Origin of the sequence: Nonomuraea sp. NPDC048882 (assembly GCF_040649755.1) — a bacterium.
Taxonomy (GTDB): Bacteria; Actinomycetota; Actinomycetes; order Streptosporangiales; family Streptosporangiaceae; genus Nonomuraea; species Nonomuraea maheshkhaliensis.
The window spans coordinates 573,135-594,229 of sequence record NZ_JBEZGB010000006.1; the positions used below are offsets into that span (position 1 = coordinate 573,135).

Annotated in this window: 20 protein-coding genes; 13 read left to right on the top strand and 7 right to left on the bottom strand. The window is 69.3% G+C overall.

Translation table 11 applies throughout. From position 1 onward, the window contains the following. Nucleotides 1–37: 37 nt before the first annotated feature. Together sucD and sucC are read right to left on the bottom strand one after the other, a co-directional pair. Nucleotides 38–913, bottom strand: a complete 876-nt coding sequence (sucD, locus tag AB0C27_RS24485) for a succinate--CoA ligase subunit alpha (RefSeq protein WP_346110586.1) — start codon at nucleotides 911–913, stop codon at nucleotides 38–40. A gap of 3 nt (nucleotides 914–916) precedes the next feature. Further along, entirely contained in the window at nucleotides 917–2,098 is a 1,182-nt protein-coding gene (gene sucC / locus AB0C27_RS24490; protein ID WP_357847772.1) for an ADP-forming succinate--CoA ligase subunit beta, read from the bottom strand. A gap of 353 nt (nucleotides 2,099–2,451) precedes the next feature. On the opposite strand from sucC, the gene AB0C27_RS24495 reads away from it, so the two are divergent. Then, nucleotides 2,452–3,249: a hypothetical protein gene (locus tag AB0C27_RS24495; protein ID WP_357847774.1), complete on the top strand. Its 798-nt coding sequence runs from the start codon at nucleotides 2,452–2,454 to the stop codon at nucleotides 3,247–3,249. Nucleotides 3,250–3,414: 165 nt separating this feature from the next. Here the strand turns inward: AB0C27_RS24495 and galE are convergent, their stop codons facing one another. Continuing rightward, on the bottom strand, nucleotides 3,415–4,392 hold the full coding sequence (gene galE, locus AB0C27_RS24500) for a UDP-glucose 4-epimerase GalE (RefSeq protein WP_357847776.1): 978 nt from the start codon (nucleotides 4,390–4,392) through the stop codon (nucleotides 3,415–3,417). 258 nt (nucleotides 4,393–4,650) lie between these two features. Here galE and AB0C27_RS24505 point away from each other — a divergent pair, with 258 nt between their 5' ends. The 6 genes from AB0C27_RS24505 to AB0C27_RS24530 all read left to right on the top strand — a co-directional run bounded on the left by AB0C27_RS24505 (nucleotide 4,651) and on the right by AB0C27_RS24530 (nucleotide 9,106). After that, nucleotides 4,651–6,021, top strand: a complete 1,371-nt coding sequence (locus AB0C27_RS24505) for a glutamate--cysteine ligase (protein WP_357847778.1) — start codon at nucleotides 4,651–4,653, stop codon at nucleotides 6,019–6,021. Nucleotides 6,022–6,114: 93 nt separating this feature from the next. Beyond that, the gene (locus tag AB0C27_RS24510; protein WP_357847781.1) at nucleotides 6,115–6,801 is read left to right on the top strand and encodes a neutral zinc metallopeptidase; all 687 of its coding nucleotides are present in this window, start codon (nucleotides 6,115–6,117) and stop codon (nucleotides 6,799–6,801) included. A gap of 247 nt (nucleotides 6,802–7,048) precedes the next feature. Then, nucleotides 7,049–7,306, top strand: a complete 258-nt coding sequence (locus AB0C27_RS24515) for a WhiB family transcriptional regulator (protein ID WP_357847783.1) — start codon at nucleotides 7,049–7,051, stop codon at nucleotides 7,304–7,306. 187 nt (nucleotides 7,307–7,493) lie between these two features. Continuing rightward, nucleotides 7,494–8,225 (top strand): CPBP family intramembrane glutamic endopeptidase, encoded by a 732-nt coding sequence (locus AB0C27_RS24520; protein WP_357847785.1) that lies wholly within the window; start codon nucleotides 7,494–7,496, stop codon nucleotides 8,223–8,225. A gap of 246 nt (nucleotides 8,226–8,471) precedes the next feature. After that, on the top strand, nucleotides 8,472–8,696 hold the full coding sequence (locus AB0C27_RS24525; protein ID WP_357847787.1) for a type II toxin-antitoxin system VapB family antitoxin: 225 nt from the start codon (nucleotides 8,472–8,474) through the stop codon (nucleotides 8,694–8,696). Further along, nucleotides 8,678–9,106 (top strand): PIN domain-containing protein, encoded by a 429-nt coding sequence (locus AB0C27_RS24530; RefSeq protein ID WP_357847789.1) that lies wholly within the window; start codon nucleotides 8,678–8,680, stop codon nucleotides 9,104–9,106. The genes AB0C27_RS24525 and AB0C27_RS24530 overlap by 19 nt, the downstream gene beginning before the upstream one ends. 37 nt (nucleotides 9,107–9,143) lie before the next feature. Here AB0C27_RS24530 and AB0C27_RS24535 read toward each other — a convergent pair whose 3' ends face one another. Further along, entirely contained in the window at nucleotides 9,144–9,863 is a 720-nt protein-coding gene (locus tag AB0C27_RS24535) for a PIG-L deacetylase family protein (RefSeq protein WP_357847791.1), read from the bottom strand. A 125-nt stretch (nucleotides 9,864–9,988) separates the two neighbouring features. Between AB0C27_RS24535 and pcrA the strand changes: the two genes are divergently transcribed. Then, a complete protein-coding gene (gene pcrA / locus AB0C27_RS24540; RefSeq protein ID WP_357847882.1) occupies nucleotides 9,989–12,211 on the top strand; it encodes a DNA helicase PcrA in 2,223 nt (740 codons plus the stop codon). Nucleotides 12,212–12,344: 133 nt separating this feature from the next. Here pcrA and AB0C27_RS24545 read toward each other — a convergent pair whose 3' ends face one another. The 3 genes from AB0C27_RS24545 to AB0C27_RS24555 all read right to left on the bottom strand — a co-directional run bounded on the left by AB0C27_RS24545 (nucleotide 12,345) and on the right by AB0C27_RS24555 (nucleotide 15,308). Continuing rightward, nucleotides 12,345–13,328 (bottom strand): L,D-transpeptidase, encoded by a 984-nt coding sequence (locus AB0C27_RS24545; protein WP_357847793.1) that lies wholly within the window; start codon nucleotides 13,326–13,328, stop codon nucleotides 12,345–12,347. 142 nt (nucleotides 13,329–13,470) lie between these two features. Beyond that, nucleotides 13,471–14,103, bottom strand: a complete 633-nt coding sequence (locus AB0C27_RS24550; RefSeq protein WP_346110599.1) for a response regulator transcription factor — start codon at nucleotides 14,101–14,103, stop codon at nucleotides 13,471–13,473. Then, on the bottom strand, nucleotides 14,100–15,308 hold the full coding sequence (locus tag AB0C27_RS24555) for a PspC domain-containing protein (protein ID WP_346110600.1): 1,209 nt from the start codon (nucleotides 15,306–15,308) through the stop codon (nucleotides 14,100–14,102). The genes AB0C27_RS24550 and AB0C27_RS24555 overlap by 4 nt, the downstream gene beginning before the upstream one ends. Nucleotides 15,309–15,420: 112 nt before the next feature. On the opposite strand from AB0C27_RS24555, the gene AB0C27_RS24560 reads away from it, so the two are divergent. From AB0C27_RS24560 to AB0C27_RS24580, 5 genes are all read left to right on the top strand, one after another. Then, nucleotides 15,421–17,142 (top strand): PspC domain-containing protein, encoded by a 1,722-nt coding sequence (locus tag AB0C27_RS24560; RefSeq protein ID WP_357847796.1) that lies wholly within the window; start codon nucleotides 15,421–15,423, stop codon nucleotides 17,140–17,142. Beyond that, entirely contained in the window at nucleotides 17,132–17,347 is a 216-nt protein-coding gene (locus AB0C27_RS24565; protein ID WP_357847798.1) for a hypothetical protein, read from the top strand. The genes AB0C27_RS24560 and AB0C27_RS24565 overlap by 11 nt, the downstream gene beginning before the upstream one ends. A gap of 74 nt (nucleotides 17,348–17,421) precedes the next feature. After that, nucleotides 17,422–17,904 (top strand): (2Fe-2S)-binding protein, encoded by a 483-nt coding sequence (locus tag AB0C27_RS24570; protein ID WP_106236243.1) that lies wholly within the window; start codon nucleotides 17,422–17,424, stop codon nucleotides 17,902–17,904. After that, nucleotides 17,901–20,234, top strand: a complete 2,334-nt coding sequence (locus AB0C27_RS24575; RefSeq protein WP_357847800.1) for a xanthine dehydrogenase family protein molybdopterin-binding subunit — start codon at nucleotides 17,901–17,903, stop codon at nucleotides 20,232–20,234. The genes AB0C27_RS24570 and AB0C27_RS24575 overlap by 4 nt, the downstream gene beginning before the upstream one ends. Next, on the top strand, nucleotides 20,231–21,085 hold the full coding sequence (locus tag AB0C27_RS24580; RefSeq protein WP_326630871.1) for a xanthine dehydrogenase family protein subunit M: 855 nt from the start codon (nucleotides 20,231–20,233) through the stop codon (nucleotides 21,083–21,085). Before AB0C27_RS24575 ends, AB0C27_RS24580 begins: the two co-directional genes overlap by 4 nt. The last annotated feature ends 10 nt before the right edge of the window (nucleotides 21,086–21,095 follow it).

Here is a 21,095-nt window from a genome sequence, read left to right on the forward strand (position 1 = left end):
GCCCTGGCGAAAAACGGTGCGAACGGACGGAAACCCGTCAGCGCGCCTGCATGATCTCGCGCATGAGGCGAGCCGTCTCGGACGGAGTCTTGCCGACGCGGACGCCGACCTTCTCCAGCGCTTCCTTCTTGGCCTGCGCGGTGCCGGCCGAGCCGGACACGATGGCGCCCGCGTGGCCCATCGTCTTGCCCTCGGGGGCGGTGAAGCCCGCGACGTAGGCGACGACCGGCTTGGTGACGTGCTCCTCGATGTAGGCCGCGGCCCGCTCTTCCGCGTCGCCGCCGATCTCGCCGATCATCACGATGGCATCGGTGCCCGGGTCCTCCTGGAAGGCCTGGAGGGCGTCGATGTGGGTGGTGCCGATCACCGGGTCGCCACCGATGCCGACGGCGGTCGAGAAGCCGAAGTCACGCAGCTCGTACATGAGCTGGTACGTGAGCGTGCCGGACTTCGAGACCAGGCCGATGCGGCCGGCGGTGGTGATGTCGGCGGGGATGATGCCGGCGTTGGAGGCGCCGGGAGAGGCGATGCCCGGGCAGTTGGGACCGATGATGCGGGTCTTGTTGCCCTTTTCGACGGCGTACGCCCAGAAAGCCGTGGAGTCGTGCACCGGCACGCCCTCGGTGATCACCACGACAAGCGGGATCTCGGCGTCGATGGCCTCGATGACCGCGTCCTTGGTGAACGCCGGCGGCACGAAGACGACCGACACGTCGGCGCCGGTCTGCGCGATGGCCTCCTTGACCGTGCCGAACACGGGCAGGCCCTCGTGCGTGGTGCCGGCCTTGCGCGCGTTGACGCCGCCGACGACGCGGGCACCGGAGGCGAGCATGCGGCGGGTGTGCTTGGTGCCCTCGCCGCCGGTCATGCCCTGAACGATGATCTTGCTGTTCTCAGTCAACCAGATGGCCATGGGTCACGCACCTACCGCAGCGAGCTCGGCGGCACGCTTGGCCGCCTCGTCCATCGTGTCAACCAGCTCGACGCGCGGGAGCGCGGCGTCGGCCAGGATCTGCCGCCCGAGCTGGGCGTTGTTGCCGTCGAGGCGGACCACCAGCGGGTGGGTGACGGCCTCGCCGCGGCTTTCCAGCAGCTTGAACGCCGAGACGATGCCGTTGGCGACGGCGTCGCAGGCGGTGATGCCGCCGAAGACGTTCACGAAGATCGACTTGACGCTCGGGTCGGAGAGGATGATCTCCAGGCCCGCGGCCATGACCTCGGCCGAGGCGCCGCCGCCGATGTCGAGGAAGTTGGCGGGGGACGGCTTGCCGGGGAACGCCTCGCCGGCGTAGGCCACCACGTCGAGGGTGGACATGACCAGGCCCGCGCCGTTGCCGATGATGCCGACGTCGCCGTCGAGCTTGACGTAGTTGAGGTCCTTCTCCTTGGCCTTGGCCTCGAGCGGGTCCTCGGCGGCCTTGTCGGCCAGCGCCTCGTGGTCGGGCTGGCGGAACGCGGCGTTCTCGTCGAGCGTGACCTTGCCGTCGAGGGCCTTCACCTGGCCGTCGGCGGACAGGATCATCGGGTTGACCTCGACCAGCGTGGCGTCCTCGTCGACGAAGCAGCACCAGAGCTTCTCGATGAGCTCGGCCGCGCCGTCGAGCGACTTCTCCGGCAGGCCGCCGGCCGCCGCGATCTCGCGGGCCTTCGCCCGGTCGACGCCGGTCAGCGCCGAGACCGGCACCTTGGCGACCTTCTCCGGCGAGGTGTGGGCGACCTCTTCGATGTCCATGCCGCCCGCGGCGGAGCAGATGGCGAGGAAGGTACGGTTCGCGCGGTCGAGCAGGAAGGAGAAGTAGTACTCCTCCGCGATCGCGCTGGCCTCCTCCACGAGGACCTTGTGGACCGTGTGGCCCTTGATGTCCATGCCGAGGATGGCCTCGGCCTTGGTGACGGCGTCGGCGGCGTCGTCGGCCACCTTCACGCCGCCGGCCTTGCCGCGGCCGCCGGTCTTGACCTGGGCCTTGACGACAACGCGGCCGGTCAGCTCCGTGGCCGCCGACCGTACCTCCTCCACGGTGTGGGCGACGATGCCACGTGGCACCGGGATGCCGTAGTCAGCGAAGAGCTCCTTCGCTTGATGTTCGAACAGGTCCACGAGGGTCCGTCCTCTTCCATTGCGACTGATGTTCGGCGGCCCGGGCAACGGCACTGACGGTCGCGTCCGCTTCGCCGCTCCTTGGCATCGTGCCTTGCCCTTTCACGGCGAGCTCCTACGCTCGGGGATGCGTGCCGGGCGTTTCCGCCAGTGAAGCCTAGCCCGAAGCTTGACCTGACCAGGTCATCGGGTCGTGGTTCTTCCACTATGTGACGGTGATCTCACTTCTTCAGGGCGGGACGTGCACCGGAAGTGCACCGTTTCGGGGGCATATGGCCAGTTTCTCGATATAGGGTCGTGATCTTCCATTGGCAGGCTGCTGCTTCCCTCTTCTTTGAAGCGAAGGAAAACCCATGAAGCGAATTCTCGCGGGCCTCGCGTTGACGACGGCCGCCGCGCTCGTGACCGTGGCGCCGGCCCACGCCGCCCCCGTGGACCCCGTGAAGGCGCTGAAGAAGCAGTTCGTCGCCGGCAAGGGCGTGCGCATCGTCGAGACGTCGCGGATGGCCGTGGACGGCAAGAGCGCCTCCACCGGCAAGAGCAGCGGGACCTTCCTCTTCGGCAAGTCGGGGGTCGTGGCCTCCGACATGAAGAACAAGGCGCCCAAGGCCGCCGCCGCCGTGGCGCCGCCGCGCATCATCACGATCGGCGGCCACAGTTACGTCCAGGGCGGCGCCTTCAGCCAGGACCTGCCCGACGGCAAGAAGTGGGTCCGCTACCCGGGCGTGGCCGCCGGGGCCACGTTCAACCAGATGATCGACGTGTTCCAGCCGGGCGTGCTCAAGGCGCTGGTGACGAAGGCCAAGAGCGTCAAGGGCGGCACGTACAAGGGCGCGCTGACCCAGGACCAGCTCGCCGCCGCCTCGCACAGCCGCAAGCTCGGCGGCAAGCTGGGCAAGATCAAGGTGGAGTACGCCCTGTCGGTCAACTCCAAGGGGCTGGTCAGGGAGCTGCGGTCGAGCTGGACCATGGACTTCGGCGTGCTCGGGAAGTACAGCTCCAGCACCGCCACCAAGTACATCGGCTGGGGCTCCAAGGTCACCATCAAGGCGCCGGCCGAGGACCTGTGGATCGACGCCAAGGACCTCGGCGAGGACAGCGAGGTCCCGGACCAGCTCTCGGAGAGCTCCGTCGGCGCCATCGCCGGATAGCCGAGGTCGCTCCCACGGAGGACCACGAAGGACCCACGCCGCGGCCGGACCGGCCGCGGCACCTCACGCGGCCGGACCGGCCGCGATCGCCTCAGGCCAGGTGATCGCGGCGCCTCAGGTCAGGCGGTCGCGGCGCCTCAGGTCAGGCGCCTCAGGTCAGGCGCCTCAGGTCAGGCGGGAGTCGCGCAGGGCGGCCCATTCGAGCGAATGCCTGATCCCCTCCTCGATCGAGTGGCGGGCCTGCCAGCCGAGCAGGCGGTGGGCCAGGTCGCTGCGGGTGTAGGCGCCGGCGACGTCGCCGGGCCTGGCCGGGGCCTCGACGACCTCGACGGGACGGTCGACGACCCGGTTGAAGGCGTCGACCAGCTCGCGCACGGTGGTGCCCGCGCCGGTGCCCAGGTTGATCACGTCGGCCTCCAGCCCGTCGAAGCGTTCGAGCGCCGCGACGTGGGCGGTGGCCAGGTCCCAGACGTGGACGTAGTCGCGGATGCCCGTGCCGTCGATGGTCGGCCAGCCGGTGCCGGTGATCCGGAACGGGACGCCGTCGTCGTACGCCTCGATCAGCTTGCCCAGGGCGTGGCTCGGGCGGCGCAGTTGCAGGCCCGTGCGCATCTTGGGGTCGGCGCCGATCGGGTTGAAGTAACGCAGGGACAGGATCCTGATCGGCGCGCCGGCCGCGATGTCGGCGAACATGCCCTCGCAGACGGCCTTGGTGCGCGCGTAGGGGCTCTGCGGGTCGAGCGGGGACTCCTCGGTGACCGTGTGGTCGTCGCCCGCGCGGTAGATCGAGGCCGAGGAGCTGAAGATCATGCGGGTGCAGCCGTTGCGGATCAGGTGGTCGACGAGCTCCAGGCTCTCGGCGACGTTGGCGCGGTAGTAGCCGATGGGGTCGGCCACGGAATCGGGGACCACGATGAGCGCCGCGCAATGGATGACGGCCTCGATATCGGGATTTTCGGTAAATATCCTGTCAATCAGCGGGCCGTCGCTGATCTTCCCCTCGTAGAGCACCCGGCCCTCGGCGAACTCCCGCCGCCCCGTCACGAGACTGTCGAGGATGACGGGCTCGATCCCGGCGTCGAGGCACGCCGACGCGATCGTACTGCCGATATATCCCGCCCCGCCGGTTATCAAAACGCGCATCCCTGAACCCTAGCCATTGCCGTGCGTCCCGGGAGCTGTCTCGCGGACGCCTGTGGACAACTTCCGCACCTGTGGAGAGGACGGCGGCTCCGTCATGCGGGCTGGATCCGGTCTTTCACATTCGGGCACTGGTCTTGTGGGCTTTGACGTGCGACATTTCGAGTTATGGGCAGAGATGTGCCAGTAGTCGTGTTCAGCCGGGACGACCGCCGGAAATATCGTGAAAAGGTCCATCAGTGTCTCGACGTCTTCGCCCAGATGCTGCGGGATGCGCGTTTCGACTTCGACCACCCGCTGGCCGGCCTGGAGATCGAGCTCAACATCGTGGACGGCCTCGGCGAGGCCGCCATGCGCAACGCCCAGGTGCTCAACGCCATCGCCGAGCCCGACTGGGCCACGGAGCTGGGCCAGTTCAACATCGAGATCAACGTCCAGCCCCAGGACCTGGCAGGCGACGGCGCCCTGCGCCTGGAGAACGACGTCAGGACCCGGCTCAACCACGCCAACGAACGCGCCCGTTCGCAGGACGCCCATCTGGTCCTGATCGGCATCCTGCCCACACTGCGCGAGCAGGACATCAGCGAGGGCACCCTGTCGGCCAACCCGCGCTACCGCCTGCTGAACGAGCAGATCTTCGCCGCCAGGGGCGAGGACCTGCACATCTCCATCGAGGGCGTCGAACGCCTCGACACGCGCGCCGACAGCCTCGCGCCCGAGGCCGCCTGCACGAGCGTGCAGCTCCATCTGCAGGTCAGCCCCGAGATGTTCGCCGCGCACTGGAACGCCGCCCAGGCCATCTCCGGGGCCCAGGTCGCGGTGGCGGCGAACTCGCCGTTCCTGTTCGGCAAGGAACTGCACAGGGAGACCAGGATCGCGCTGTTCGAGCAGTCCACGGACACGCGTCCGGCCGAGCTCAAGGCGCAGGGCGTACGGCCCAGGGTGTGGTTCGGTGAGCGGTGGATCACCAGCGTCTTCGACCTGTTCGAGGAGAACGTCAACTACTACCCGGCCCTGCTGCCCCTCTGCGAGGAGGAGGACCCGCGCGCCGAGCTCGGACAGGGCCGCATCCCCCAGCTCCACGAGCTCACCCTGCACAACGGCACGATCTACCGGTGGAACCGGCCGGTGTACGCGGTGGTCGACGGGGTGCCGCACCTGCGCGTGGAGAACCGGGTGCTGCCCGCAGGGCCGTCCGTGGCCGACATCTCGGCCAACGCGGCCTTCTACTACGGGTTGATGCGCATGCTGCCGTACGACGAGCGTCCGATCTGGAGCCAGATGTCGTTCCGCGCGGCCGAGGACAACCTCGCCGCGGCGGCCAGGCACGGGCTGGACGCGCGGCTGTACTGGCCCGGGCTGGGCGAGGTGCCCGCCGCCGAGCTGATCCTGCGGCGGCTGCTGCCCCTGGCGCACGAGGGCCTGGTCCGGTGGGGCGTGAACGGTCCCGTGGCGGACCGGCTGCTGTCGGTCATCGAGGGACGGTGCCTGACCGGGCGTACGGGGGCCACGTGGCAGGTCGAGCACGTACGAGCACGGAAGGGTGATCGACACGAGGCCCTGCGAGGCATGACACTCGAGTACATCGAACGCATGCACACCAACGACCCCGTGCACACTTGGGACACGTGAAACCCGCACACACCGACCACTGCCGCACGGCTGGGACACATCGACCACCCCTCACCCTTGGATGCCGACCGACCACCCGCACACCTGGGATGCGTGAAACCCGTGACGCGTGACCGGATCTCCCCCACTCTGACCTCCCGCACCGGCCTCGCCCGGCTCGCGGCCGTACTGGTGCTGCTGGTCGCCGGCTGCGGCATCGTCGCCCCGCGGTCGATGGACCGCCAGGGGGCCGACTCGTTCGAGGACGACATCCGCACGGCGCGCACGCTCACGGAGCAGTTCTGGACACAACACTTCCAGCAACTCGGCCAGACCTACCGTCCGATCGCCGACTTCGTCCCGTATTCGGGAACCTCCGGGCCGTCCTGCGGCGGGGAGAAATCCGTACCGAACAATGCCTTCTACTGCCCGATCGGCCACTTCATCGCTTATGACCAGGACTGGATGGAGTCGCTGTGGAGCGAGATGGGCGACGGCTCCGTCTACGTGATCATTCCGCACGAGTTCGGGCACGCCGTCCAGGCCCAGTTGCAGACGAACTTCCGGCTCAACGTCCAGATGGAGCTGCAGGCCGACTGCTACGCGGGCGGCACGCTGTCCGCCCTGGTCGGCTCGGGGGCGCTGACGGCGGAGGCGGGTGACGAGGACGAGCTGCTGCTGAGCCTGGAGGCGGCGGGCGACCCGACCGACAACTGGCTCGACCCGGCCGCCCACGGCACGGCCGAGCAACGACAGGCGTCGTTCGCGACGGGCTACCGGGACGGCGTGGACTCCTGCTGACGGTGAATTCCTGCTGGGAGACGCATGCTGGGGGACGCCCGTCGGAATGCACGCCTCCTGACAGTGGACGCAACCTGGACGCCTGCTGTGGGCGGGGCCGCCGAGAATGCGTGCGGCGAAATGCCGGACATGTGGTCGGCACCCGCACAGGGTCTACACGGGGGCGTGCGATCAAACCGTAGGACGTACACGAGAGTCAACCCGGAGAATGATGTGGTCGATCATGATCACGCTCTACCTTTGACCCATGCAACTGGAGGAGATCGGCTGGCTGCGCAGGGGGGCGTGCAGATCCAGCGACCCTGACCTCTTCTTCCCTCTCGCCCCCACGCCGTTGCAGGAGGCCAGAGCCAAGGCGGTCTGCGCCGGCTGCCAGGTCATCGAGGAGTGCCGTTCCTACGCCTTACGAGCCGGCGAGTCGGACGGCATCTGGGGCGGCCTCACCCCGGAAGAACGCCGCCGCGCCCGCACCCCCGAAACCTGGCGCCGCCCCGCAGCCTCCTGACCACCGCCCAGCCCGTCCAGGCAGCTGTGGCACCGACGTGCGGCCTGCCCAGACTCGCCCAGCGCGGTCAGCCCTCGGGGGCGCTGCGCGGGCTGGCCGGGTGGGTTGAGGGTGGTTGGGCGGTGGCTCAGGGGTGGATCGGAGGTTGCGGGGCGGCGGCTGCGTGGGGATTGCGTAGCCTGCAAGGGTGCTGCTTCGGTCGATCGTCGTGCTCACCGCCGCCAACCTGCTGAACAACAAGGTCGCCCCACGCCTGGGCCCATTGACGTCCACCCTGGCCACGGCCGCCCTCGTCGCGATGGCTCGTCGTTCCGGGCTGTCCTGGCAGGAGATCGGGTTCGAGGACGGGCGGCGGGGCGCCGTGGCCGGTGGGGCGCTGGCGGCGGGTGTGGCCGCCGTCTACACCGTCGGCATCCTCTCCCCCCGCACCAGGCCCTTCTTCCGTGACGAGCGCGCCCTGTCGCTGTCGCGAGCCCGCGTCCTGGAGGAGGCGCTGCTCCAGGTGCCGCTGGGCACGGTTCTGCTGGAGGAGGTCGGGTTCCGTGGCGCTCTCTACGGCATGGTGCGTCGCCGCCGGGGCACAGCCGCCGCGACGGCGGTCTCCTCCACCCTGTTCGGGCTCTGGCACATCCTTCCCGCGATCGACATGGCGCGCGCCAACCCCGCGCTGGGCGCACTGACGGCCGGTGAGTCGCCCGGACATCTCGACACCGCCAGGGTGGTCGCGGGCAGCGTCGTGTCCACGGCGGCGGCCGGGGTGCTGTTCTGCGAGCTGCGCCGCCACCGCGGCCTGCTCACTCCGGCCATGCTGCATCTCGCCACCAACTCACTTGGCTACCTTTTCGCCAGAATCGCCGCCAAGCGCGAGGGCGGCATATCAGGAGAAGGCGGGTTGACACCTGTTCGCCATGAAAAGTGAGCGAATGAGGTGACCGGCAGATCGCGTCGCGATAGATCATCTGCCTCGTGCGGGATAAGAGTTTTCACCTAACGGAAGGATTTTCTCCCCCGCCCACCCGGTCCCGCTGTGACCTGCGCATGTCCAGGCTTTACCGTCTCCGAGGCGCCTGTTTCGAACCCACCCCGGTTCGGGCTTGGCGCATGCCCGAAAAAGACGGATGAACACGGAAACTCAGATACGCCGGAGGTACGGAGGTGCTGTCGCATGCGTACGGTAATCGACATCGACCAGGAGCTGCTGGAAGCGGCCCAGCAGAAGCTCGGTACGCCGACCATGAGAGAAACGGTCCACGCCGCGCTGCGCGTAGTGGTCGACAAGGACGCGGACAAGGAGTGTGCGATCAGAGCGTTCGAGTTCTGGCGCACGGAGGGGAGCCCGGACCTGCTGGATCCGGAGATCACGACGCAGGTGTGGCGACGACAGGACTGATGTACCTCCTCGACAAGAGCGCGCTGGCCCGCATCAGGGCCAGCGAGGTGATCGCCAAGGCCCTCCAGCCGCTGTATGCGGCCAGGGCGGTGGCGACCTGCAGTGTCGTGGATCTCGAGGTGTTCTACAGCGCCCAGGACTACGGCCACTACCAGCGCATGGTGCACGCCCAGCGGCAGTGCATCCTGCTGCCGGTCGACCAGGAGGTGCAGACGCGGGCGATGGTCGTGCAGCGGCAGCTCGTCGAGATCTCCCAGCACCGCGGCATCGGCCCCGACGAGCTGCTGATCGCCGCCTGCGCCGAGGTGCACGGGGCGACGATCCTGCACTACGGGCACGCCTTCGACATCATCTCGGAGGTGACGGGGCAGCCGTCGCTCTGGGTGGTGCCACCAGGCTCCGTCCCCTGACCGCCCCGGGTGACGAGGGCGGCGCGGGTCGCGCGGGTCAGGCCGTGGGGACGACCTGGAAGCCCTCCGCGTAGCGGTCGTCGCCGAGGCCGGCCTGCTTCGCCCAGGCGGCGAAGCGGCTCTTGACGAAGTCGGCGAAGCCGTCCACGTGGGCGACCTGGCTGACATGTGACTGCAAGGCCGCGAGCTTGCGGTCCATGGCCTCGGTGATGTCCACGAAGTGGTTGGGGGTGGAGCCCCCGTTCAGCCACACCTCACGTACGGTCCACGCCTCCAGCCCCTCCTCCTTGATCAGCTCCGGGAACGCGTACGGGTTGCGCGCGTCCGGATAGACCGCGTCCAGGGTGGCGCCGCCAACGGCGCGGTGGTCCGGATGGCTGGGGGCGATGAACTGGTAGTTGCGGTCGGGGTGATGGGTGATGACCAGGTCGGGTCTGACCTGGCGGATGACCCTGGCGATCGAGCGCCGCAGGTCCAGCGAGGGCACCACCTGCCCGTCGGAGCGGCCGAGGAAGCGCACGTCGGTGACCCCGACCGCCTTGGCCGCGGCCAGCTGCTCGGCCCTGCGCAGCTCGGCCATGCCGGAGTTGTCCAGCTCGCGCTCGTTGCCGCCCGCGTCACCGTCCGTGACCAGCAGGTAGGTGACCTCGACGCCGCGGTCCACGAACAGCGCCACGCTGCCCGCCGAGCCGAAATCGGCGTCGTCAGGATGGGCGGTCACGACGAGCACCCGGTTGATCTCGCTCTCCGGCAGCATGATTCCCCTCTCTGGACCTTCCATGGAGGACAACCGGGACCCCGCCGGAGGCATTCCGGGCGCCGAATGTCGGTGGAGCGTCTTAACCTAGGTAGGTGCCGACCCAAGTCTCTGTTGACCACCCCTTGCTCGACGGCCTCAACCCGCAACAGCGCGAGGCCGTGATCCATCACGGCAGTCCACTGCTCATCGTGGCCGGGGCGGGCTCGGGAAAGACGCGGGTGCTCACGCACCGCATCGCCTATCTGCTGGCCGAACGTGAGGTGCATCCGGGCGAGATCCTGGCCATCACCTTCACCAACAAGGCCGCCAGGGAGATGAAGGAGCGCATCGACAAGCTCGTCGGGCCGCGCTCCAAGGCGATGTGGGTGATGACGTTCCACAGCGCCTGCATGCGCATCCTGCGCAGGGAGGCCAAGCGGCTGGGCTTCCCGTCCAGCTTCTCCATCTACGACCAGGCCGACTCCCAGCGGCTGATGGCCATGGTCTGCAGGGAGATGGAGCTCGACCCCAAGCGTTATCCGCCGCGTTCGTTCTCGGCGCAGGTCAGCAACTTCAAGAACGAGCTGGTCGACTACGAGAGCGCGATCGACCGGGCGGGCTCACACCTGGAGAAGACGCTCGCGCAGGCGTACAAGGCCTATCAGCTCAAGCTGACCGAGGCCGGCGCGATGGACTTCGACGACATCATCATGAACACGGTGACGTTGTTCCAGCTCTTCCCCGACGTGGCCGAGCACTACCGGATGCGGTTCAGGCATGTGCTGGTCGACGAATACCAGGACACCAACCACGCCCAATACATCCTGATCAGGGAGCTGGTCGGCCATCCCGAGCTGCGCACCGGCGACGGTGAGCTGGTGCGCTCGGGCGCCGACATGTCGCAGCTGTGCGTGGTGGGCGACGCCGACCAGTCGATCTACGCCTTCCGCGGCGCGACGATCCGCAACATCCTGGAGTTCGAGCGCGACTATCCCGACGCGCGCACCATCCTGCTGGAGCAGAACTACCGCTCCACGCAGAACATCCTGGCCGCGGCCAACGCGGTGATCTCGCGCAACGAGTCGCGCAAGCCGAAGAACCTCTGGTCCGACCAGGGCGACGGGCCCAAGATCGTGGGCTACGTGGCCGACAACGAGCACGACGAGGCCATGTTCGTGGCCCAGGAGGTCGACCGGCTCAGCGACGAGGAGGACGTCAAGCCGGGCGAGGTCGCGGTCTTCTACCGCACCAACGCCGCCTCCCGCGTGTTCGAGGAGATCTTCATCCGCACCGGCCTGCCCTACAAGGTCGTCGGCGGGGTGCGCTTCTACGAGCGCAAGGAGGTCAAGGACCTGCTGGCCTACCTGCGGGTGCTGGCCAACCCGGCCGACGTGGTGTCGCTGCGGCGCATTCTCAACGTGCCCAAGCGCGGCATCGGCGACCGGGCCGAGGCGATGGTGGAGGCGCTGTCCTCGCGCGAGCAGATCCCGTTCTGGGACGCGCTGCGCCGGGCCGACGAGGCATACGGGATGGCCACGCGCTCGCTCAACGCCATCCGCGAGTTCGTCTCGATGCTCGAGGAGCTGATCGCCAAGGCCGAGGGCATGCCGCCGTCCGCGCTGGCCGAGGAGATCCTGGTGGCCACCGGCTACCGCGCCGAGCTTGAGGCGTCGGAGGATCCGCAGGACGAGTCCCGCCTGGAAAACCTCAACGAGCTCATCTCCGTGGCCTCCGAGTTCGAGGAGGCCAACCCGGAGGGCACGCTGGTGGAGTTCCTGGAGCAGGTGTCGCTGGTGGCCGACGCCGACCAGATCCCCGACAGCGACGGCGGGCAGGGGGTCGTCACGCTGATGACGCTGCACACCGCCAAGGGGCTGGAGTTCCCCGTCGTGTTCCTGACGGCCATGGAGGACGGTGTGTTCCCGCACATCCGGTCCTTGGGCGAGCCCAAGGAGCTGGAGGAGGAGCGGCGGCTGGCCTACGTCGGCATCACCAGGGCGCAGAAGCGGCTCTACCTGACGCGGGCGGCCGTGCGCAGCGCGTGGGGGGCGCCGTCGTTCAACCCGGCCTCGCGCTTCGTCAGCGAGGTGCCGGGCACTCTGATCGACTGGCGTACCGATCCGGAGAAGTCCGCCTGGAGCGCCGCCACGAAGCGCGAGCCGGCCGCGCGCCCGGCCCCGGCCAAGAGCGGCGGGCGCAAGATCCCGTCCCTGACGCCCGGCGACCGGGTCACGCACGACGCGTTCGGGCTGGGCACGGTGGTGTCCGTGGACGGGGTGGCGGAGAAGACCAAGGTGAAGATCGACTTCGGCAGCGGCGGCGAGAAGACCCTGCTGTTGGCCTACGCGCCCTTGGAGAAGCTCTGAGCCTGGGCGCATAGTGGGCCTGCGCCTGGAAACCGGGCATCCGGCGTGAGCGTGGAAGGGTCTCAGGGCTGAGCGTGGAAGAGGGGCCGCTTTCCTTTGCGGGGAATGCGGCCCCTCTTCATGAAGTGCCGGGTCAGGGCTTGAGGGCGCTGCCCTTCTTCCACTGGGTCCAGTTGAGCTGCCAGTAGCTCCAGCCGTTGTTCCACTGCAGTTTGCGCTTGGTGCCGGTGATCTTCACGACGTCACCGCGCTGGGCGATCGTGTAGAACCACTTGGCTCCGGCCGGAGTGGCCCGCACGCAGCCGTGGCTCTGGTTCGAGCGCCCCAGGAACTGGTAGTAGCCGGCGCTCTGGTGCACGTACTCGCCGCTGTCGGAGATGCGCACCGCCCACGGGATCTCCTCCTTGTAGTAGCGCGGATCCTTGGGATCCGTCACGCCCATCCAGGAGGAGGTCATGGTCTCGACGGCCTTCTTGCCCATCGTGAGGTGGGTGCCGCTGGTGGTGAGGTACACGTCCACGCCGTTGCGGACGAAGCCGCCCTTACCGGCGCTGATCGCGATCTTCTTGGCCAGCTTGCCGTTGCGGTAGACCTTCATCGTGTGGTTCCGCGTGTTGACCAAGGAGATCTGCTGGGAGCCGACCGCGAAGCGGCGTGAGACGTTCTTGGCCTTCTCGTTGCCGGGCAGCTCGGACAAACGCGCGGTGAAGAGCACCTTCTGGTACGGCTTCCAGTACGTCTTCGTCCGGTAGATGACCTTGCGCGGGGACACCCAGCGCCAGGCGCCCTCCACGGGCTTCTCCGGTTCGACGTCGAGCAGGGCCTCGACCGCGGCCTTGTCTTTGACGTCACGGTCGAAGGTGACGATGATCGGGAACCCGACCCCCACCTTCTCCGTCTTCTCCCCCATGGGGGTGATATCGGCGATCTCCAGCTTTGCCTTTTTCGCCGGGGCGGCGACGGCACCCGCGGCGGGGGCGGGAGCGGGGATCGTGGTGCTCTGGGCCACAGCGGCGGCTCGGGCGCCGGGCTGTGGAGCGGGGACGCTCTCCGCCGCACATGCCGTGGCGGCGGCCAGAGCGAGCAGAGCCGGAAGCATCCGGGTGACGCGCTTCAAAGGGGTTACTCCTGGACTTAAGTGCTTCGACTACCTCCTTGTGTGACAACGGAGACGAGAGTTTCGCTGGCGAAATCCCGATAACTTTCCTGTAACGGTCCAAGACCCGCCAAAAACTGGCGAGATCGGCGTAAGGGACAGATCAGACGAGGCGTCGCGCGGTGGCCCAGCGGGACAGCTCGTGCCGGTTGGAGAGCTGGAGTTTGCGCAGGACGGACGACACGTGGGTCTCCACGGTCTTGACCGAGATGAACAGCTCCTTGGCGATCTCCTTGTACGCGTACCCCCGCGCGATCAGCCGCAGCACCTCCCGCTCGCGCTGCGTCAGCGAGTCGAGCTCGGGATCGATGGAGGGAGCCTCCGACGAGGCGAACGCGTCCAGCACGAACCCCGCCAGCCGCGGCGAGAACACCGCGTCGCCGTCGGCCACCCGGCGGATGGCGTCGGTGAGCTCCTTGCCGCTGATGTTCTTGGTCACGTAGCCGCGGGCGCCGCCCCTGATCACGCCGATGACGTCCTCGGCCGCGTCGGAGACCGACAGCGCCAGGAAGCGCACCTGGGAGCCGGCACCCAGCACCCGGCGCAGCACCTCCTGGCCGCCGCCACCGGGCATGTGCACGTCGAGCAGCACCACGTCGGGCTGGTGCGCGGCGATCGCCTTGACCGCGCTCTCGACGTCCTCCGCCTCCCCGACCACCTCGATGGAGTCGCCGAGCTCGGCGCGCACGCCCGATCGGAACAGCCGGTGATCGTCGACGATCAGTACGCGCGTCATGCCTTCTCCACCTTCATCGTCAACATCACTTCCGTGCCCTCGCCGGGCTCCGTGCGAACGCGGGCCGCGCCTCCGTGACGTTCCATTCTCCCGATGATGGACTCCCTGATCCCCATCCTGTCGAGCGGCACCGCCTCAAGGTCGAACCCCTTGCCACGATCCTTCACGAAAATCGTGACCTCTTCACCCTCTACTTCGGCATAGACGGAAATAGAGGGACTCTCAGAGTATTTGGCCGCGTTGACCATCGCCTGCCGGGCCGCCTTGAGCATGGCCCCCAGCTTGCCCGCCGGATCGAGGGCGATGTCCCCCACGCAGACGACCTCGATCGGCACCCCGTGGGAGTCCTCCTCCTCGGCCGCGATCCTGCGTACGGCCGCCGCCACCGTGGCGTCGGCGTCCTGCGCCGGCTGGTAGAGCCAGTTACGCAGCTCGCGTTCCTGCGAGCGGGCCAGCCGCGAGACCTCGCGCGGGTCGTGCGCGACGCGCTGGATCAGCGTGAGCGTGTGCAGCACGGAGTCGTGCACCATGGCCGCGACCTCGGCCCGCTCCTCCTGCCTGATGCGCTCGCGCCGCTCAAGCTGCAGCTCTTTCCACAGGCCCGCCAGCCAGGGCGCGGCGATGACGGCAAGCCCGCCGACCACGACCACGGTGAACAGCAGGCTGTCCCTGATCTGGGGCAGCTCGCCTTCCGCGGCCAGGAATCCGGTCGCGCCGATCACGACCAGGCCGACGCCGAGCAGCGTGCGCACCCGGTTCTTGCGCATGCTGAGCGTGGCGCCGCTGACCCAGCCCTTGCGGCGTTCGGGGTCGGCCTGCTGCCAGAGAATCAGCGCGCCGATCCCGCCGACGGCGAACGGCAGCATGCCGATGCCGCCCTGCGAGGCCCCGGTCAGCCAGCCGAACGCCAGCAGCGCCACCCCGATCGCGCTGAACGCGGCCAGCTGGCTCCAGTCGCGCTGCGGCTGCTGGCCCTGGTACGGCTGCCGCGGCGTGACCATCCACAGCACGGCGTACGCCACCGCACCGATCCCATGGACGACGGTGAGCAGCACGAACATCAGCCTGATCACCACGGGATCAAGCTTGAGCTGCGCCGCCAGCCCCTGGGCGACACCGCCGAGCAGGCGCCCCTCCATGGGGCGCATCATCCGGCGGTAGGGCGTGTCGCCGCTCTGCTCGGCGAGAAGCTTCTGGTCAGCCATAACATGGCCATAGTCACACGTCGGGGGCATTCCAGCATCAGGGAACAACCCCCGGGTCGGGTCAGGGGTCTCCCGGATGCGAGCCGCCCGCGCGTGGGTCCACGATGTAGGCATGACAGAAGCTCCGCCCAGGCAACCGGCCGCCCCACCCCGTGAGCTGCGACGCAGCAGCGAGGGGCGCTTCCTCATGGGAGTCTGCGCGGGCCTGGGACGCTACACCGGCATCGACCCGGTGGTGTTCCGGGTGGGCGTCGCCGTGCTGCTGCTGGGGTCCGGGGTCGGGCTGCTCCTCTATCTGGCCGCGTTCCTGCTGATGAAGGAGCCGAACGGCCGGCCGGGGCTGATCGAGCAGTGGACGCGGCGCGACTTCGACGCCGAGGCCGTGATGGCGTTGCTGTCGGCGGTGCTGGCGTTCGGGCTGGCGCTCAACCTGGCGACGGTCTGGCTCGACACGGGGACGCTGGTGGTCGGGGTGTTCCTGGCCGTGTCGCTGCTGGCCGCCCACTCCAGCGGGGTGGATCTGCTCGGGCTGGCCAGGTCGATGCCGGAACGGCTGCTCAGGCGGCAGGGCGAACGACCCGCCGCCCACTTCTCCCCGGCCCCGCCGACCACCCCGGTCCCCCGCGCCCCGCGCCCCGCGCCGGAGGGCGTGGACGAGGCCGTCCCCCCGGCGAACGCGGATGAATCTGTCACATCAGCGAACGAATCCGTCACGTCAGCGGGCGCGGGACGGCAGCCGGTGACCGGCAGCGTGCGCCCCCCGGCCACGCCGGCGGCTCCGGCCGAGAGCGCGATGCCGGCCGAGAGTGCGGCCCCCCAGGAGAGCGCGGCGCCGGCCGAGAGCGGAGCGCCGGGCAGGGAGGCGCGGGAGGCGGCGTCTGTCGAGGAGTTGCGGGCGGCGGCCGACAGTGCCAGGGACGCGGCCTACCGGGCTCGCCAGGCCGCGGCCCGCCGGGAGCGGGGCGTGTCGCCGGAGGCGGTGACCGCGGAGCACGCCGTGCCGGGGCCGCTGCGTCCCGAGGCCGCCCCGAGCGACCCGCGGCCCGCCTACCGCCCCGACCCCCCGGCCGCGCTCGACTACTCCGGCTACGGCGAGCCGTTCGCGCCGAACGGCCCGTACCAGCCGCTCGACCCGGCCAAGCGGGCCGGCGGCCACTCCCCTTATGACCCCGCCCTGTACGGCCGCCCGATCCCGCCCAAGCGGGACAAGCGGGCGCCCCGGCCCAGGTCGTACATCGGCGCCATCACCATCCTGCTGGCAATCATCATTGGAGGGATCGTCGTGGCGGTCCAAGCCAGGTCGGCCGGCGGAGTGAGCCCGACCGTCGTCGGCGGCGCCATGCTCATCACCGTCGGCGCGGGTCTGCTCATCGCCGCCTGGTGGGGCCGGGGCGCCGGTCTGGTGGCCGCGGGCACCGCGCTCGTGCTGATCGTGGCGATGGGGCTGGTGCTCGGCGGCCTGCCGCGCAACATCGGCCCGTCGGAGTGGACGCCGACCACGATCGCCGAGGCGAACCAGCTCTACGACGTGGGCCTGGGAGACGGCCGGCTGGACCTGTCGGAGCTGCGGCTGCCGCCGGGGACGCACGTGACGTTCAACGCCGCGGTGTCGGCGGGAGAGCTGGTGGTGATCGTGCCGCCGACCGCCAGGGTCGAGGTGCACGCCACCAACAAGATCGGCGACATCGTCATCGACCAGTCGCTCAAGGGCGGGGTGCAGGTGCGCTCGGACAAGGTGCTGGAGCCGGAGACGAAGCCGGAGGGCAAGGTCTCCACGATCGTGCTGTACCTCAAGGGCGGAGTCGGCGACATGGAGGTGCGGCGTGCGGCGTGACGTCGAGCGGCCCGATCGAGCGTACAGGCGGGTGCACAGGACGGACTGGATGGCCCTGCTCAGCGGTGTGCTCTTCATCGTTCTGGGCATTTTGACGGTGACACGCACGATCCGTGAGCCGCTGGTTCTGGTCGGGGTGACGGTGCTGGGACTGGCCTTCGCGGGGCTGGTCGCGATCGTCGCGCGGGTGGTCCGGGGTAAGTGACCCTTGACCGGTAAGAACACCGGCGTAGGTTCGGAGTGTCCGCCTTTCCCCCCCTGCTCAATGAGGGAGGACGTATGCCCCGAATCACCGTCACTGTCGACGGGATCACGTACGAGGAGGAAGTCGAGCCGCGACTCCTGCTCGTTCATCTCCTACGAGAACGACTGGGCAAGACCGGAACCCCGGTCGGATGCGACACCAGTAACTGCGGCGCCTGCACGGTGATGCTCGACGGCAAGAGCGTCAAGAGCTGCTCGGTGCTGGCCGTGCAGGCCGACGGCGGCGACGTCGTCACGATCGAGGGCCTGGGCGCGGCCGGTGAGATGCACCCGATGCAGCGGGCCTTCCACGAGGAGCACGCGCTGCAGTGCGGCTATTGCACGCCCGGCATGGTCATGGCCGCGATAGACCTGCTCAGGGAGGACCCTGAGCCGTCGGAAGAGACGATCAGACAGGGGCTTGAGGGCAACCTCTGCCGCTGCACCGGCTACTGCAACATCGTGCGCGCCGTCCGCAAGGGCGCGCAGGAGATGGGTCAGGCGGTGAGCACGCCGTGACCGTTCAGGAGGTGGGCAGGCCGCGTAAGCGCAAAGAGGACGCCAGGCTGCTGACGGGCCGCACGCAGTGGACGGACAACCTGTCCCGTCCTGGGATGCTGTACGTGACGTTCCTGCGCAGCCCGATGGCGCACGCCAGGATCACCGGGGTGGACGTGTCGGGGGCGCGTGCGCTTCCCGGGGTCGTGGCGGCCTTCAGCGGCCAAGATCTCGCCGCCGAGCAGGGCAGCCTGCCGTGCGCGTGGCCGGTCACCGAGGACATCGTGATCCCCGATCACCCGCCGATGGCGGTCTCCGAGGTCCGGTACGTGGGCGAGGCCGTGGCCTGCGTGATCGCGGTCGACCGCTACCGGGCGGCCGACGCGCTGGAGGCGATCGAGGTCGACTACGAGCCGTTGCCCGCGGTGGTCGACATGACCGAGGCGCTGTCGCCGGACAGCCCGAAGGTGCACGAGACGGGCAACAAGGCGTACGAGATGACGGCCGACTTCGGCGACATCGAGGCCGCGTTCAGGGACGCGCCCGTCGTCGTCGACCGGACCTTCGTCCAGCAGCGGCTCATCCCGACCGCGATGGAGCCGCGGGCGATCCTGGCCGACACCGACGGCGAGTCGTTCACGCTGTGGTCGTCCACGCAGATCCCGCACGTGCTGCGGGTCATGCTGGCCGTGGTCACCGGCATCCCCGAGCACAAGCTGCGGGTGATCGCGCCCGACGTGGGCGGCGGGTTCGGCTCGAAGCTGCAGGTCACCGCGGAGGAGGTGCTCTGCCTGCTGCTGGCCCGCAAGCTGGGCCGGCCGGTCAAGTGGACGGAGTCGCGCTCCGAGGGCAACCTGACCGTGCACCACGGCCGCGACCAGATCCAGCACGTACGGCTGGCGGCCGAGGCCGACGGGCGCATCAGGGGGCTGCAGGTCAGCCTGCTGGCCGACATGGGCGCGTACCTGATGCTGCTCACGCCGGGCATCCCGCTGCTGGGCGCGTCGATGTGCAACGCGATCTACAAGATGGACGCGTACCAGTTCAACTGCACGGGCGTGTTCACCACGAAGATGCCGACCGACGCCTACCGCGGGGCGGGCCGTCCCGAGGCCACGTTCCTCATCGAGCGGATGATGGACGAGCTCGCGGCCGCGGTGAACGTGGACCCGGTCGAGGTGCGCAGGCGCAACTGGATCAAGCACGAGGAGTTCCCCTACGCCACGATCTCGGGGCTGACGTACGACTCGGGCAACTACGAGGCGGCCACCGACCGGGCGCTGTCGCTGTTCGGCTACGACAAGCTGCGCGCCGAACAGGCCGACCGGCGGGACCGGGGCGACCCGGTGCAGCTCGGGATCGGCGTCAGCACGTACACGGAGATGTGCGGCCTGGCCCCGTCCCGGTGGCTGGCGGACGCGAACTTCGGCGCGGGCGGCTGGGAGCACGGCTCGGTGCGCATGCTGCCCACGGGCAAGGTCGAGGTCATCACCGGCACCTCGCCGCACGGGCAGGGCCACGTGACGTCGTGGAGCCAGATCGTGGCCGACGCGCTCGGCGTGCCGTTCGAGGACGTCACGGTGCTGCACGGCGACACGGCGATCGCGCACAAGGGCATGGACACCTACGGCTCGCGCTCGCTGGTCGTCGGCGGTGTCGCGGTGCTCAAGGCGTGCGAGAAGGTGAAGGAGAAGGCCCGCAAGCTGGCCGCGTACGTGCTGGAGTGCTCGCCGGACGACCTGGAGTTCGAGGCCGGGGCGTTCAAGGTGCGCGGCACGGATTCGAGCAAGACGATCCAGGAACTGGCCTACGCCACGTTCACCGCGCACGACCTGCCCGAAGGGGTCGAGCCGAGCCTCGACTCCGACGCCACGTTCGACCCGGACAACTACTCCTTCCCGCACGGCACCCATCTGTGCGCGGTGGAGGTCGACACGGAGACGGGCATGGTGAAGCTGCGCTCGTACGTGGCGGTGGACGACATCGGCAAGGTCGTCAACCCGCTGATCGTGGAGGGCCAGGTCCACGGCGGCATCGCCCAGGGCATCGCGCAGGCGCTCTTCGAGGAGGCCACGTACGACGCCGAGGGCAACCTGCTCACCACCACGATGGCCGACTACCTGCTGCCGTCGGCCGCCGACCTGCCGATGTTCACCCTCGACCGGACCGAGACCCCGGCGACCAGCAACCCGCTGGGCGCCAAGGGCGTCGGCGAGGCGGGCACGATCGCCTCGACCCCGGCCGTGGTGAACGCGATCGTGGACGCGCTGCGGCCGTACGGGATCGAGGACCTACGGATGCCGTGCACGCCCGAGCGCGTCTGGCGGGCCCTGGAAGGAGTGCGGCGATGATTCCCGCTCAGTTCGACTACGAACGTCCGAGCTCGCTGGAGCAGGCGTGCCAGGCGCTCGCCTCGGACGAGGACGCCAAGGTCCTGGCCGGCGGTCAGTCGCTGCTGCCGCTGTTGCGGCTGCGGCTGGCCTACCCGTCGAAGCTGGTGGACGTCGGCAGGATCGCCGAGCTGAAGGGCGTGCACGACCGCGGTGACCACGTCTTCATCGGCGCGATGGCCACGCACGACGAGGTGCTGCGCTCGCCCGTGGTGCGGGACGGCTGCCCGCTGGTGGCGCTGGCCGCGGCCCAGGTGGCCGATCCGGCGATCAGGCACCGGGGCACGTTCGGCGGCTCGCTGGCCCACGCGGATCCGGCCGGCGACCTGCCGGCGGTGGCGCTGGCGCTGGAGGCGGTGTTCGTGGCCGCCTCGGCGCAGGGCGAGCGGGAGATCCCGGCCGCCGCGTTCTTCGTCGACTACTGGGAGTCGGCGCTGCGGCAGGGCGAGATCCTGACCGGGGTGAAGGTGCCGAAACTGGGCGCGGGCTGGGGCTTCCACTACGAGAAGTTCCACCGGACCGCGCAGGCGTGGGCCATCGTCGGCGTGGCGGCGGCGGTCAGGCGCTCCAACGGCTCGATCGCCGAGGCCAGGATCGGGCTGACCAACATGGGCGCCACTCCGGTGCGCGCCCGTGCCACCGAGGCCGCGTTGCAGGGCGTGGAGCTGGGCGATCAGGTACGCCAGGCGTGCGAGGAGGCGGCGGCCGACACCTCTCCGCCCGCCGATCTGCACGCCCAGCCCGACTACCGGCGGCATCTGGCCAGGGTGCTGACCCACCGCGCGGTGCGGACGGCGACGGCCTCGCCGTGATCTGAAGGGG

What these genes read in the sequence shown, in the direction of transcription:
- sucD (WP_346110586.1), bottom strand. Translation starts at nt 913, where the DNA reads ATGGCCATCTGGTTGACTGAGAACAGCAAGATCATCGTTCAGGGCATG.
- AB0C27_RS24495 (WP_357847774.1), top strand. Translation starts at nt 2,452, where the DNA reads ATGAAGCGAATTCTCGCGGGCCTCGCGTTGACGACGGCCGCCGCGCTC.
- galE (WP_357847776.1), bottom strand. Translation starts at nt 4,392, where the DNA reads ATGCGCGTTTTGATAACCGGCGGGGCGGGATATATCGGCAGTACGATC.
- AB0C27_RS24505 (WP_357847778.1), top strand. Translation starts at nt 4,651, where the DNA reads ATGCTGCGGGATGCGCGTTTCGACTTCGACCACCCGCTGGCCGGCCTG.
- AB0C27_RS24515 (WP_357847783.1), top strand. Translation starts at nt 7,049, where the DNA reads ATGCAACTGGAGGAGATCGGCTGGCTGCGCAGGGGGGCGTGCAGATCC.
- AB0C27_RS24525 (WP_357847787.1), top strand. Translation starts at nt 8,472, where the DNA reads ATGCGTACGGTAATCGACATCGACCAGGAGCTGCTGGAAGCGGCCCAG.
- AB0C27_RS24535 (WP_357847791.1), bottom strand. Translation starts at nt 9,863, where the DNA reads ATGCTGCCGGAGAGCGAGATCAACCGGGTGCTCGTCGTGACCGCCCAT.
- AB0C27_RS24550 (WP_346110599.1), bottom strand. Translation starts at nt 14,103, where the DNA reads ATGACGCGCGTACTGATCGTCGACGATCACCGGCTGTTCCGATCGGGC.
- AB0C27_RS24555 (WP_346110600.1), bottom strand. Translation starts at nt 15,308, where the DNA reads ATGGCTGACCAGAAGCTTCTCGCCGAGCAGAGCGGCGACACGCCCTAC.
- AB0C27_RS24560 (WP_357847796.1), top strand. Translation starts at nt 15,421, where the DNA reads ATGACAGAAGCTCCGCCCAGGCAACCGGCCGCCCCACCCCGTGAGCTG.
- AB0C27_RS24570 (WP_106236243.1), top strand. Translation starts at nt 17,422, where the DNA reads ATGCCCCGAATCACCGTCACTGTCGACGGGATCACGTACGAGGAGGAA.
- AB0C27_RS24580 (WP_326630871.1), top strand. Translation starts at nt 20,231, where the DNA reads ATGATTCCCGCTCAGTTCGACTACGAACGTCCGAGCTCGCTGGAGCAG.